This is a genomic window from Pseudomonas sp. SG-MS2, from assembly GCF_009933855.1.
Taxonomy (GTDB): domain Bacteria; phylum Pseudomonadota; class Gammaproteobacteria; order Pseudomonadales; family Pseudomonadaceae; genus Aquipseudomonas; species Aquipseudomonas putida_E.
On sequence record NZ_MOMO01000244.1, the window covers coordinates 15,714 to 28,698 of the forward strand.

General features: G+C 64.1%; 11 protein-coding genes. 10 read left to right on the top strand and 1 reads right to left on the bottom strand.

Going from position 1 to position 12,985, the window contains the following annotated elements:
• The first annotated feature begins 53 nt into the window (after positions 1-53).
• The 9 genes from BLX42_RS22915 to BLX42_RS22955 all read left to right on the top strand — a co-directional run bounded on the left by BLX42_RS22915 (position 54) and on the right by BLX42_RS22955 (position 9,286).
• Positions 54-1,376: an aromatic acid/H+ symport family MFS transporter gene (locus BLX42_RS22915; RefSeq protein WP_115274749.1), complete on the top strand. Its 1,323-nt coding sequence runs from the start codon at positions 54-56 to the stop codon at positions 1,374-1,376.
• Between the two features lie 29 nt (positions 1,377-1,405).
• Positions 1,406-2,527 (top strand): muconate cycloisomerase family protein, encoded by a 1,122-nt coding sequence (locus tag BLX42_RS22920; protein WP_046786157.1) that lies wholly within the window; start codon positions 1,406-1,408, stop codon positions 2,525-2,527.
• 18 nt (positions 2,528-2,545) lie between these two features.
• A complete protein-coding gene (gene catC / locus BLX42_RS22925; protein ID WP_046786158.1) occupies positions 2,546-2,836 on the top strand; it encodes a muconolactone Delta-isomerase in 291 nt (96 codons plus the stop codon).
• 39 nt (positions 2,837-2,875) lie between these two features.
• Positions 2,876-3,790 (top strand): catechol 1,2-dioxygenase, encoded by a 915-nt coding sequence (catA, locus tag BLX42_RS22930; RefSeq protein WP_161872727.1) that lies wholly within the window; start codon positions 2,876-2,878, stop codon positions 3,788-3,790.
• Positions 3,791-3,917: 127 nt separating this feature from the next.
• Entirely contained in the window at positions 3,918-5,117 is a 1,200-nt protein-coding gene (locus BLX42_RS22935; protein WP_046786160.1) for a benzoate/H(+) symporter BenE family transporter, read from the top strand.
• 53 nt (positions 5,118-5,170) lie between these two features.
• Positions 5,171-6,421 (top strand): OprD family porin, encoded by a 1,251-nt coding sequence (locus BLX42_RS22940; RefSeq protein WP_046786161.1) that lies wholly within the window; start codon positions 5,171-5,173, stop codon positions 6,419-6,421.
• Positions 6,422-6,516: 95 nt separating this feature from the next.
• Positions 6,517-7,602: a metal-dependent hydrolase gene (locus BLX42_RS22945; RefSeq protein WP_115274754.1), complete on the top strand. Its 1,086-nt coding sequence runs from the start codon at positions 6,517-6,519 to the stop codon at positions 7,600-7,602.
• Positions 7,603-7,605: 3 nt separating this feature from the next.
• Positions 7,606-8,307 (top strand): TraX family protein, encoded by a 702-nt coding sequence (locus BLX42_RS22950; protein ID WP_161872728.1) that lies wholly within the window; start codon positions 7,606-7,608, stop codon positions 8,305-8,307.
• A 67-nt stretch (positions 8,308-8,374) separates the two neighbouring features.
• The gene (locus BLX42_RS22955; protein ID WP_115274755.1) at positions 8,375-9,286 is read left to right on the top strand and encodes a LysR family transcriptional regulator; all 912 of its coding nucleotides are present in this window, start codon (positions 8,375-8,377) and stop codon (positions 9,284-9,286) included.
• A gap of 84 nt (positions 9,287-9,370) precedes the next feature.
• Here BLX42_RS22955 and BLX42_RS22960 read toward each other — a convergent pair whose 3' ends face one another.
• Positions 9,371-10,468, bottom strand: a complete 1,098-nt coding sequence (locus tag BLX42_RS22960) for an alkene reductase (protein ID WP_161872729.1) — start codon at positions 10,466-10,468, stop codon at positions 9,371-9,373.
• Positions 10,469-10,803: 335 nt separating this feature from the next.
• Here BLX42_RS22960 and BLX42_RS22965 point away from each other — a divergent pair, with 335 nt between their 5' ends.
• Positions 10,804-12,984 carry a PQQ-dependent dehydrogenase, methanol/ethanol family gene (locus BLX42_RS22965; protein ID WP_161872730.1) on the top strand — a complete coding sequence of 727 codons (2,181 nt, stop codon included), beginning with the start codon at positions 10,804-10,806 and terminating at the stop codon, positions 12,982-12,984.
• Position 12,985: the final 1 nt, after the last annotated feature.

Consider the following 12,985-nt stretch of genomic DNA (forward strand, 5'->3'; position numbering starts at 1 on the left):
CAGCACCCCAAAGGCAGTTTTACTCCACAAAAAAAGCAACAGAGACAGATGCCATGCGAACCCTTGACGTTCACCCGATCATCGACAACGCCCGTTTCACCGCCTTCCACTGGATGGTCATGGCCTGGTGCGGCCTGCTGCTGGTCTTTGACGGCTACGACCTGTTCATCTACGGCGTGGTACTGCCGGTGATCATGAAAGAATGGGGCCTGACCCCTTTGCAGGCCGGTGCCCTGGGCAGCTATGCGCTGTTCGGCATGATGTTCGGTGCCCTGGCTTTCGGCAGCCTGGCCGACCGGATCGGGCGCAAGAAAGGGATTGCCATCTGTTTCGCCCTGTTCTCGGGGGCGACCATCCTCAACGGCTTTGCCAGCAGCCCCAGCGAGTTCGGCATCTATCGCTTCATCGCCGGCCTTGGCTGCGGCGGTTTGATGCCCAATGCCGTGGCGCTGATGAACGAATACGCGCCCAAGCGCCTGCGCAGCACGCTGGTGGCAATCATGTTCAGCGGTTATTCGCTGGGCGGCATGCTTTCGGCGGGCGTGGGTATCTTCATGCTGCCACGCTTCGGTTGGGAGTCGATGTTCTTCGCCGCCGCAGTGCCGCTGCTGCTGTTGCCGGTGATCCTGTATTACCTGCCCGAGTCGATCGGCTTTCTGGTGCGCAAGGGCCGCACCGAGGAGGCGCGCACGTTGCTCAAGCGCCTGGACCCGCACTGCGATGTGCAGGCTGACGACCAATTGCAGGCGACTGACCGCAAAGGTAACGGCGGTTCAGTGCTGGACCTGTTCCGCAATGGCCTGGCCACCCGCACCCTGGCCCTGTGGCTGGCGTTCTTCTGCTGCCTGTTGATGGTCTATGCGCTCAGCTCGTGGCTGCCGAAACTGATGGCCAACGCCGGCTACAGCCTGGGCTCGAGCCTGTCCTTCCTGCTGGCACTGAACTTCGGCGGCATGGCCGGGGCAATTCTGGGTGGCTGGCTGGGCGATCGCTACAACCTGGTGAAAGTGAAAGTCGCGTTCTTCCTGGCAGCTGCCGTGTCGATCAGCCTGCTCGGGGTCAACAGCCCGATGCCGGTGCTGTACCTGCTGATCTTCATCGCCGGCGCCACCACCATCGGCACGCAGATCCTGCTGTACGCCGGTGCTGCGCAGCTTTACGGCCTTGCGGTGCGCTCCACCGGCCTGGGCTGGGCCTCGGGCATCGGCCGCAATGGCGCCATCGTCGGGCCGCTGCTCGGCGGTGCGCTGATGGGGATCAACCTGCCGCTGCAACTCAATTTCATCGCCTTCGCCATCCCTGGTGCAATCGCCGCGCTGGCCATGGCCGTGCACCTGGCCAGCAGCCGGCGTCACGCCCTGGCCGCGACGGCCTGACCTTACTACTGACTGAACGGGAGCTTTTCATGACAAGCCCAACCATTGAACGGCTGGAGGCGATCATCGTCGACCTGCCCACCATCCGCCCGCACAAGCTGGCCATGCACACCATGCAGCAGCAAACCCTGGTGGTCCTGCGCCTGCGTTGCAGCGACGGTGTGGAAGGTATCGGCGAGGCCACCACCATCGGCGGCCTGGCTTACGGCTACGAAAGCCCCGAGGGCATCAAGGCCAATATCGACGCGCATCTGGCGCCGGCGTTGGTGGGCATGGCTGCCGACAACATCAATGCCGCCATGCTCAAGCTCGACAAGCTGGCCAAGGGCAACACCTTCGCCAAATCCGGTATCGAGAGCGCCTTGCTCGATGCCCAGGGCAAACGCCTGGGGCTGCCGGTCAGTGAGCTGCTGGGCGGGCGCGTGCGCGACAGCCTTGAGGTGGCCTGGACCCTGGCCAGCGGGGACACGGCATGTGACATCGCCGAGGCCGAGCACATGCTGGAGGTTCGCCGCCACCGGGTGTTCAAGCTGAAGATCGGCGCCAACCCCCTGGCACAGGACCTGAAACATGTGGTGGCGATCAAGCGTGAGCTGGGCGAGCGCGCCAGTGTGCGGGTCGACGTCAACCAGTACTGGGACGAATCCCAGGCCATTCGCGCCTGCCAGGTGTTGGGTGACAACGGTATCGACCTCATCGAACAGCCGATCTCACGCATCAACCGCAGCGGCCAGGTGCGCCTGAACCAGCGCAGCCCTGCGCCGATCATGGCCGACGAGTCCATCGAAAGCGTGGAGGACGCGTTCAGCCTGGCTGCGGACGGTGCCGCCAGCATCTTCGCCCTGAAAATCGCCAAGAACGGCGGCCCGCGTGCCGTGCTGCGCACCGCACAGATTGCCGAAGCGGCCGGCATCGCCCTGTACGGCGGCACCATGCTCGAAGGCTCTATCGGCACCCTGGCTTCGGCACACGCCTTCCTCACGGTACGCCAGTTGACCTGGGGTACCGAGCTGTTCGGGCCGCTGCTGCTGACCGAAGAGATCGTCAACGAGCCGCCGCAGTACCACGACTTCCAGCTGCACGTGCCCCGTACCCCAGGCCTGGGCCTGACCCTCGACGAACACCGCCTGGCGCGCTTCGCCCGCCGCTGACATCAAAGGAGAAACCCCATGCTGTTCCACGTGAAGATGACCGTGAAGCTGCCGGTCGACATGGACCCGGCCAAGGCCAGGCAACTGAAGGCCGACGAGAAGGAACTTGCCCAGCGCCTGCAGCGCGAGGGCACCTGGCGTCACCTGTGGCGCATCGCCGGGCACTACGCCAACTACAGCGTGTTCGACGTGCCCAGCGTCGAGGCGCTGCACGACACGCTGATGTTGCTGCCGCTGTTTCCGTACATGGATATCGAGGTCGACGGCCTGTGCCGTCACCCGTCATCGATCCACGCCGACGACCGCTGAAACACGCCTTTCGCACAAGAACAAGACGAGATAACCATCATGACCGTGAAAATTTCCCACACTGCCGACGCCCAGAAGTTCTTCGAAGAAGCAGCAGGCTTTGGTAACGACAATGGCAGCCCACGCCTTAAACGCATCGTTCAGCGTGTGCTGCAGGACACCGCCCGCCTGATTGAAGACCTGGAAATCAGCGAAGACGAGTTCTGGCTGGGTGTGGACTACCTCAACCGCCTCGGCGGCCGTGGCGAGGCCGGGCTGCTGGTAGCGGGGCTGGGGATCGAGCACTTCCTCGACCTGCTGCAGGATGCCAAGGATGCCGAGGCAGGCCTGAGCGGTGGCACCCCGCGCACCATCGAAGGCCCGCTGTACGTTGCCGGCGCGCCCATCGCCCAAGGCGAGGTGCGTATGGATGACGGCAGCGAGGAGGGCGTGGCCACGGTCATGTTCCTCGAAGGCCAGGTGCTCGACCCCCACGGCCAGCCGCTGGCCGGTGCCACCGTTGACCTGTGGCATGCCAACACCCGTGGTACCTACTCGTTCTTCGACTCGAGCCAGTCCGAGTACAACCTGCGCCGACGCATCGTCACCGACGCCGAAGGCCGCTACCGCGCGCGCTCCATCGTGCCCTCGGGCTATGGCTGCGACCCGCAGGGGCCGACCCAGGAATGCCTGGACCTGCTGGGCCGCCATGGCCAGCGCCCGGCGCATGTGCACTTCTTCATCTCGGCGCCGGGGCACCGGCACCTGACCACACAGATCAACCTGTCTGGCGACAAGTACCTGTGGGATGACTTTGCCTATGCCACGCGCGATGGGCTGGTCGGTGAGGTGGTGTTCCGTGAGGGGGCCGACGGGCGCTATGCCGAACTCAAGTTCGACTTCCAGTTGCAGAAGGCGCTGCAAGGCGCGGATGAGCAGCGCAGCGGGCGGCCTCGGGCCTTGCAGGAAGGCTAAGTCTGGATCGCGGGCACGCCGGCGCCTGCAGGAACAGCGCAGGCACTGAACTCAGCGGTGTCTGGGGAGCGGCTTGCCGGCGATCAAGCGCAAAGCCCTTGCAACCCACTACTGCAGCGAGAGGCCCATGAAAAACCTGATCAAGGACTGCTCCCTTTCCGCCATCGTCGCAGGGTGCCTTGCGACGATGATTTCCTACGCCGGCCCGCTGGTGATCATCTTTCACGCCGCCGAAGCCGCCGGCTTGGCCCCGGGCCTGCTGTCTTCCTGGGTTTGGTCCATCTCCATGGGCAGCGCTGTACTCGGCGGTTTGTTGAGCCTGTACTACCGGGTACCCATAGTGATCGCCTGGTCCATCCCGGGCTCGGCACTGTTGGTCACGGCCTTACCCCAACTGGGACTGGAGCAGGCAGTAGGGGCATATCTGGTGGCCAACCTGGTCCTGCTGCTGATCGGCATCAGCGGGGCCTTCGACCGCATCATCGCGCGCCTGCCGGGCTCGATCGCCGCCGGCATGCAGGCCGGCATTCTGTTCAGCTTCGGCACCGAGGTGTTCCGGGCATTGCCGGTGCAGCCGGGGCTGGTGCTGGCGATGTTCGTTGCCTATGTGCTGATGCGCAGGCTGCAACCGCGCTACGCCGTGGCCGCGGTGTTGTGTGTGGGTGCCGTTGTCACCTTTGCCAGTGGCGCACTGCGCAGCGAGGCACTGGTGTTGGAACTGGCCTCGGCGCAGTGGATCACACCGCAGTTCAGCCTTGCGGCGCTGTTCAGCCTGGCACTGCCGATGGTGCTGGTGGCGCTGACCGGTCAATTCATGCCGGGCATGGCGGTGCTGCGCAACGCAGGCTATGCAACGCCCGCCAGCCCGTTGATCAGCGCCAGTGCCATCGGCGGAGCCTTGTTGGCGCCGTTCGGTTGCCATGGCCTGAACCTCGCTGCCGTCACCGCCAGCCTGTGCACGGGCCACGAGGCCCATGACAACCCGCGCCGGCGCTATGTCGCGGCGGTCGCCGGCAGTGCGCTGTACCTGTTGCTGGGCATCGCCGGGGCGACGCTGATGTCGCTGTTCGCCGCCTTTCCTGCTGCTTTGATAGCCGCGCTGGCCGGGCTTGCGCTGTATGGCGCGATCAGCGACGCCTTGGCCCGCAGCCTGGCTGAGCCGCAAGAGCGCGACGCCGGCTTGTTCACCTTCCTGGTCACCGCTTCGGGGGTGTCTTTCCTTGGCCTTTCGGCAGCGTTCTGGGGGCTGCTGTTCGGCCTGCTGGCACACGCGCTGCTCAGGCTGCGTCGCCCGCATGCCCAGGAGGCCCTGCGCCGTTCACCTTGAAACTCGTATTACCAACGCTTTACCCATAACAACAAGATCAAGAGAGCTTCGGAATGAACCAAACCCCTTGCGTCGCCATCGGGCTGACCCTGCTCAGCCAACCGTTATCCGCCGCCGAAGGCGGTTTCTTCGAGGATGCCAAAGCCAGCCTCAGCGCCCGCAACTACTACTTCAGCCGTGACTTTTCCGACATCGTCGGCGCCAATCAGCAGTCCAAGGCCCAGGAGTGGGCGCAGGGCTTCATCCTTGACTTCAAGTCCGGCTACACGCAAGGCACCGTAGGCGTAGGGGTCGACGCGCTGGGCGTGCTGGGCATCAAGCTCGACAGCAGCCCTGACCGGGCCAATACAGGGCTGCTGCCAGTGCACGGTGATGGCAGGGCCGGCGACGAATACAGCCGCCTGGCTCCTACGTTCAAGGCACGGGTATCCAAAACCGAATTGCGCGTCGGTGAACTGCAGCCCAACCTGCCGGTGCTGACCTTTAGCGATATCCGGCTGTTGCCGCCCACTTACCAGGGCGTCAGCCTCAGCACGTCCGAACTGGACGGCCTGACGGTGCAGGCCGGGCATCTCACCGGCTCGCACCTGCGTAACGAAGGCGGCGACGGCAAGATGAACGCCATGCTCGGCCATGTGCCCCAGCGCCAGGTCGAGAGCGACGCATTCAACTATGTCGGGGGCGACTACGCGTTCAACGGCAACCAGAGCAGCGCCAGCCTCTGGTACGGGCAACTGGAAGACGTCTATGCCCAGGGCTTTGTCGGGTTCAAGCACAGCAAGCCGCTAGGGGACTGGGTGCTCAGTGCCAACCTGGGCTATTTCACCGCCCGTGAGCAAGGTGATGCGTTGCTGGGCACCATCGACAACCAGGCATTCTTTTCGCTGCTCACTGCTAGGCGAGGGGGGCACAGCTTCCACGCGGGGTACCAGGCGATGTACGGCGACAGCCCGTTCCCTCGGGTGTTCGCCAACATTTCGCCGCTGGGCAATGAGGTGCCGACGTATGAGTTTGCCTACACCGATGAGCGCTCCTATCAGCTGCGCTATGACTACAACTTCGCAGCCATGGGCATCCCGGGGCTGACGGCGACGGTGCGCTACCTCACCGGTAACAACGTCGATACCGGCCAAGGGTACGAGGGCAAGGATCGCGAACGTGATATCGATCTGGGTTATGCGGTGCAGAGCGGTGTATTCAAAGGGCTGGGGATTAGGGTGAGGAATGCCATGGCGCGGTCCAATTACCGTAGCGATATCGATGAAAACCGGTTGATCCTGGTGTACACCTGGCAGCTGTTCTAAGCCCGTACCGGCCACGCGTTGTCACACAGCAGCAATTGCATCACCGGGGTTCGCAGGGTTAGGTTTCCTGTATTGCCCACTCAGGAAACCTTCCCTTGGACTCCATTACCCAAGCCGTACTCGGCGCCGCGCTGCAAGGCACAGTGCTTGGCCGTATCCAGGGCCGCCGCTCGTTGATCTACGGCGCCGCACTGGGCACCGTGCCGGACCTGGACGTGGTCATCCGCTACGCCGACCCGGTGTCGCAAATGACCTACCACCGCGGCTTCTCCCACTCGATCTTCGTGCTGACCGGCCTGGCCCTGTTGCTCGCCTGGCTGGTCAACCGGCTGGGCCGCACGCGCTGGCCTGACAAAGGCTACACCTTGCCCAGGCTGTTCCTGGCGTTCTGGCTGGTACTGGTGACCCACCCGATCCTCGATTCATTCACGGTATACGGCACGCAGCTGTTCTGGCCGTTGCAGTTCACCCCGCAAAGCTGGGCCAGCGTGTTCATCATTGACCCGGTGTACACCGTGCCGCTGCTGGCGGCCGTGCTCTACGCCGCTATCAGGGGCGTGAGCGGCAAGGCGTTGCGCCTGATGAGCCTGGCCCTGGTGTTCAGCACGGCTTACCTGGGGTTCGGCCTGGCCGGCCGCATGGCCGCCGAGCAGCGTTTCCAGGCTGCCCTCGAGCAGCAGGGGATTGTCGCAAACGAGGTGCGCGCGGTACCGATCGCGTTCAACAGCCTGGTCTGGCGCGTGCTGGCCAAGACCCCGGATGGCGATTATTACGAAGGCGTCAGTAGTGTTTTCGACCGTGCGCCACCGGAAATGCAGCGCCTGCCGCGTAACCTGCAGCTTGCCACCGCATTGGTCGATGCCCCCCTGCTGCAGCGCCTGCGCTGGTTTACCGATGACTGGTTACGCTATGACGAGGTGGACGGCGCGCTTGTCGTGACCGACCTGCGCATGGGTATCCCCGGCAACTACACCTTCCGCTTCAACATGGCCCATCGCGATGGGCAGGGTCACTGGATTGCCCACACGCCAAGCGTGTGGCGGGGCAGCGGGGTCGGTGGGATGTTCAACCGCCACGATCTGACGCTGATCTGGCGCCGCATCCTCGACCAGCAACCACCGTTGCCATTGGCCGCCTGGACCACCCAATACCTGCATCAGGCCGACGGCCCCGGGCGCTGAGGCGTGCGCTCAGCGGGGTTGGACCTGGTCAAGTGGACGGCCATCGTAACCATGGTTGCCGACCACGTACGTTTCCTCTGGCCGGCTGCCGAGGGGCTGTTCATTGTCGGTCGCCTGGCCTTCCCATTGTTCTGCCTGGCGATCGCAGTGAATGTCGGGCGCAGCACACCGGGCCGGCTGTTTACCCGTGCCAACCTGCGCTACCTGGGCTGGATGCTGGCTTTTATGGTGCTGTCTGAAGGGCCCTATCGTTGGCTGGACCCTGCTACCCAGACCTTCAGCGTGATCCCCACTCTGACCTTGGGGCTGCTGGTGGCCTGGGCTGTGCACCACCCCTCGGCGTCAGCGCGGCTAATCGGCCTTGGCGCCGTACTGATTGCAACCGGGTGCAGCGCGCAACTGATGTACGGGTTGCCCGGCGTACTGCTGCCTGCGGCCTGGCTGATGGCTCGCAGCCGAGGGGGAGTGGCCTGGCTGCTGCCGTGCCTGTTGGCTGTGGCGGGCAACCTGACCAACAGCTGGTTGTTCGAGCACCTGCTGGCACCGGTCACTTTGCTGACCATGGCCGCTGCGGCCCTGGCCATACCTGTCGGGTGCATGTTGCTGCGCCACGACCACTGGCCTGTGCCTGCGGTGGGGCGCTGGGGGTATCTGTTCTACCCGTTGCACTTGCTGGTCATCAAGGCACTGCAGTGGATGCTGTAACGAGGCCCTTGCAATACTGCAATACGCACCCATTTAAGCGGGTCTTCAGTATCCGCAGGAACCTGACATGGAACCCAACCGCTTCGGCGACATCACCGCTTTCGTCAGTGCGGCGAAGGCGGGCAGTTTTACCGCTGCAGCGGCGAGCCTGGGGCTGACCCGTTCAGCCGTGGGCAAGAGCATCGCGCGCCTGGAGGCGCGTATGGCGGTACGCCTGCTCAACCGTACCACGCGCAAATTGAGCCTGACCGATGAGGGTTTGGTGGCGTATGAGCGCTGGCGGCAGATTCTCGATGACCTGGACGAGGTGGAAAGCACCATGGCCCAGCGGCGTGGCAAGCCCACCGGCACGCTGCGCCTGACCGCCCCGCTGTCGTTGGGCCAGCGGCATGTGCTGCCGGTCCTCGATGCTTACCTCAAGCAGTGGCCGGAACTGCGCGCTGACATTCGTTTTACCGACCGTTTCGTCGATCTGGTCGAGGAGGGCGTGGACGTGGCCGTACGGATCGGCGCACCCAAGGAAGACTCACAGTTGCTCACTCGCACTGTGGCCTGGCAGCAGTTCGTCACCTGTGCTTCGCCCGATTATTTGCGCCAGCACGGGGTGCCGCAGGTGCCGGCAGACCTTTACGGGCATGACAAGATTGCCTTCCTGACAGGGGAAAAATCCATGCCCTGGCGCTTTCACACGCCAGAGGGCCTGCACCTGTGCGAGGAGCCCGGGCGGCTCAATATCGACAGCTCCGAAGCCATGCTCGATGGCGCACGGGCAGGGTTCGGGCTGATTCACCTGCCCACCTACATCACCGGGGAGGACCTTCGCGCGGGCACGCTGGTGGAAGTGTTGCACGCCTACAGGCCACCGGCGGACCCTATTCGCGTGGTGTACCCGAGCAAACGCCACCTGTCTCCGCGAGTACGGGGGTTCATCGACCTGCTGGTGGCGAGTTGGGAGCAGGGAGTGCCTTGGGAGCAGTGATCGCGAATGTCAGGCCCCTGATGCCGGGTTCATTCCCGGCACACCTACAGCGTCTGGTCCGCAGGCGCGGGGCCCGTCATGCCATCAAGCCTGTTTCAGGAACGGATAATCCGTATACCCCTCAGCCCCGTTTGCATAGTCGAACTGCGCCCGATGCTCATTCAGTGGCGCCTGAACCCGCAGGCGTTCCACCAGGTCCGGGTTGGCGATGAAGCTGCGCCCGAACGCCACGGCATCGATCAACCCACGCCCGATCAGGTCTTCGCCTTTCTCTGCGGTATAGGCACCTGCGGCAATGATGACCCCTGGGTAAGCCGCCCGAATAGCCTCACGGAACGTATCGCGCAGCGGCTTGCCACCAGCCCAGTCCGGCTCGGACAGGTGCAGGTAGGCCAGGTTGCGCTTGGCCAGCTCCTTGATCAGGTACAGCCCTGCTGCCTCTTGATCTTCGCCATTGTCCACGCCATTGAAACCACCTAAAGGGAAAATGCGGATACCCACGCGCTCGGCACTCCAACCGGCAATGGCGGCATCCACCGCTTCGAGCACTATACGGGCGCGGTTCTCGACACTGCCGCCATAACGGTCCTCACGCTGGTTGGCGCTGGGGGTAAGGAACTGGTGCAAAAGATAGCCGTGAGCGGCATGCAACTCGATGAAGTCGAAGTCGGCCTCACGAGCATTGACCGCTGCCTGGCCGAAATCGGCGACGATGCCGGCGATCTCTTCCTCGCTCAGGGCGCGCGGTACGGAGGTCTCAGTGCGCAGCAGGTTGCCTTGCTCGTCACGCAACGTGGTACGGGCATTGGCAGGTAGGGCGGAGGGCGCCACTGGCGCCTGGCCACCAGGCTGCAAGGTCGTGTGCGAAACACGGCCGGTGTGCCAGACCTGCACGGCGCTGTGGCCGCCTGCAGCATGAATGCCTTCGTTTACCAGGCGCCACGCGGCAATCTGCTCGGCGGTGTGAATGCCTGGTGAACCCGAGTAGCCCTTGGCCTGGAAGGAGATTTGCGTAGCCTCGGTAATGATCAGGCCTGCACTAGCACGCTGGGCGTAGTACTCGGCCATCATCGGGGTGGGTACATCGCCGGGCTCCAGGCTGCGCAGGCGGGTGAGGGGCGCCATGAACACGCGGTTGGGCAACGTCAATGGGCCGATCTGCAAGGGTTGGAAGAGTTTCATTGCCGCTCCGAAGGTGAAAGAACCAATGGCGCGCACGATACCGGGATGATTCGGGAATGGGAGGACCGGCACCCCGGCGGCGGGCTCCCCAATGGCTTTGTTCACGCAGGTCTACACACTTTTTGGCCGAGCAAGCGGCTGGCACACCTGTGTCATGTCTGCAGCAGCTGTTTCATTGCTGCGCCAATCCGTGTTGCCTTGCCGGTGCCGGCAGTGCAGTGTCGAACCGCTCTGGCATGGAGGTTTGGCAAGCTCATTGTGCCAATGGCACAGCCGTTGCTCTGTGTGTTACCGACGCCTGACGCGGTGTCCATAACAAGAACGGAGAACCGAGCATGAATCGAACAGGCCCGCACCGTCGGCCTCTGCCGCACTTGCTGAGCTGCCTGGCCTTGAGCCTGGCGTGCAGCGCACCTGCCTTCGCCGCCGAAGTCGACGGCCAGCGCATCATCGACGCCGACAAGGAACCCGGCAACTGGATGAGCCACGGCCGTACCTATGACGAGCAGCGCTACAGCCCGCTCAAGGCGATCAACCAGGGCAACGTCAACCAGCTCGGCCTTGCCTGGAGCTACAAGCTCGACCTTGACCGTGGCGTGGAGGCTACACCGATCGTGGTTGACGGGGTGATGTACACCACCGGGCCGTTTTCGGTGGTGTACGCCCTGGACGCGCGCAATGGCACGCTGCTGTGGAAGTACGACCCGCAGTCTGACCGCCACCGCGCCGGTGAGGCCTGTTGTGACGCGGTCAACCGAGGGGTGGCGGTGTGGCAGGGCAAGGTCTACGTGGGTGTGCTCGATGGCCGCCTGGAGGCGATCGATGCCAAGACCGGCAAGCGCGTGTGGTCGGTGGACACCCGCGATGACGACAAACGCAGCTATACCATCACCGGGGCGCCGCGGGTGGTCAACGGCAAGGTGATCATCGGCAATGGCGGTGCCGAATTCGGTGTGCGCGGCTACGTGACCGCATATGACGCCGAAACCGGCAAACAGGCCTGGCGCTTCTTCACCGTGCCGGGCGACCCCAAGCTGCCGCCCGAGAACAAAGCCATGGAGATCGCCAGCAAGACCTGGCACGGCGACGCGTATGTCGAGTGGGGTGGCGGCGGTACGGCCTGGGATTCGTTCGCCTACGACCCGGAACTCAACCTGTTGTATATCGGCGTGGGCAATGGCTCGATGTGGGACCCGAAATGGCGCAGCCAGGCCAAGGGCGACAACCTGTTCCTTTCCTCGATCGTCGCGGTCAATGCCGACACCGGCGAATACGCCTGGCACTACCAGACCACGCCAGGCGATGCCTGGGACTTCACCGCCACCCAGCACATGATCCTGGCCGAGCTGCCCATTGACGGCAAACCGCGCAAAGTGCTGATGCAGGCGCCGAAAAACGGCTTCTTCTATGTGCTGGACCGTGCCACCGGTGAGCTGCTGTCGGCGAAGAACATCGTGCCGGTCAACTGGGCCAAAGGCATCGACATGAAGACCGGGCGGCCGATCATCGACGATGAGGCGGCGGCCTACTGGAAGGACGGCAAGCGCAAGCTGGTGACCCCGGCTTTCTGGGGCGCCCATGATTGGCACCCAATGTCCTACAACCCCGACACGGGCCTGGTGTACATCCCGGCGCATATCATGTCGGCCTACTACGAGCACATCCCCGAGGCGCCCAAGCGCAACCCGTTCAAGAGCGTTTACCAGTTGGGGCTGCGCACCGGCATGATGCCTGACGGCGCCGAAGGCCTGCTGGACATGGCCAAGAGCTGGTCGGGCAAGCTGATCGCCTGGGACCCGGTCAAGCAGGCGCCGGCGTGGGAGGTGCCGTACATCACCATCTTCAACGGCGGCACCCTGAGCACTGGCGGCAACCTGGTGTTCGAAGGCAGCGCCGATGGCCGGGTGATCGCCTATGCCGCCGATTCGGGCAAAAAGCTCTGGGAGTCGCCCGCCGCCAGCGGCGTGATGGCTGCCCCGATCACCTATTCGGTGGACGGCGAGCAGTACGTGACGTTCATGGCCGGCTGGGGCGGGGCGTTTTCCACCTTCGCCGGCGCGTTGTCGCTGCGCGCCGGGGTGCAGCCGTTCGCCCAGGTGCTGACCTACAAGATCGGCGGTACCGCCAAGTTGCGTGAGCCGGCGCCACCGGCCGACGCACCGGAGCCGCCCGCGTTGACCGCCGATGCGCAAACGGTCGCTGCCGGGGCCGCCCTGTATGACGGCAACTGCTCGCAATGCCACGGTATCCACGCCGTCAGTGGTGGTGTGCTGCCCGACCTGCGCAAGCTCACTGCCGAAAAGCACCAGATGTTCCTCGGCATCCTCTATGGCGGCAGGGTACCCGATGGCATGCCTTCGTTCGCCGACAACCTCAAACCCGAGCAGGTCGAGCAGGTGCACCAGTACCTGATCAAGCGCGCCCATGACTTGAAGGCCGAAGGCGATGCGTGGCAGCGGTTCAGCGCCAAGCCCGTCGCCCAACCGCCCCTGGCCGACAACACACCACAGGAGTGAC

Excerpts from the sequence above, each read along its gene's own strand:
- catC (WP_046786158.1), top strand. The coding sequence starts at position 2,546 with ATGCTGTTCCACGTGAAGATGACCGTGAAGCTGCCGGTCGACATGGAC.
- BLX42_RS22960 (WP_161872729.1), bottom strand. The coding sequence starts at position 10,468 with ATGAAACTCTTCCAACCCTTGCAGATCGGCCCATTGACGTTGCCCAAC.
- BLX42_RS22920 (WP_046786157.1), top strand. The coding sequence starts at position 1,406 with ATGACAAGCCCAACCATTGAACGGCTGGAGGCGATCATCGTCGACCTG.
- BLX42_RS22955 (WP_115274755.1), top strand. The coding sequence starts at position 8,375 with ATGGAACCCAACCGCTTCGGCGACATCACCGCTTTCGTCAGTGCGGCG.
- catA (WP_161872727.1), top strand. The coding sequence starts at position 2,876 with ATGACCGTGAAAATTTCCCACACTGCCGACGCCCAGAAGTTCTTCGAA.
- BLX42_RS22940 (WP_046786161.1), top strand. The coding sequence starts at position 5,171 with ATGAACCAAACCCCTTGCGTCGCCATCGGGCTGACCCTGCTCAGCCAA.
- BLX42_RS22935 (WP_046786160.1), top strand. The coding sequence starts at position 3,918 with ATGAAAAACCTGATCAAGGACTGCTCCCTTTCCGCCATCGTCGCAGGG.
- BLX42_RS22965 (WP_161872730.1), top strand. The coding sequence starts at position 10,804 with ATGAATCGAACAGGCCCGCACCGTCGGCCTCTGCCGCACTTGCTGAGC.
- BLX42_RS22915 (WP_115274749.1), top strand. The coding sequence starts at position 54 with ATGCGAACCCTTGACGTTCACCCGATCATCGACAACGCCCGTTTCACC.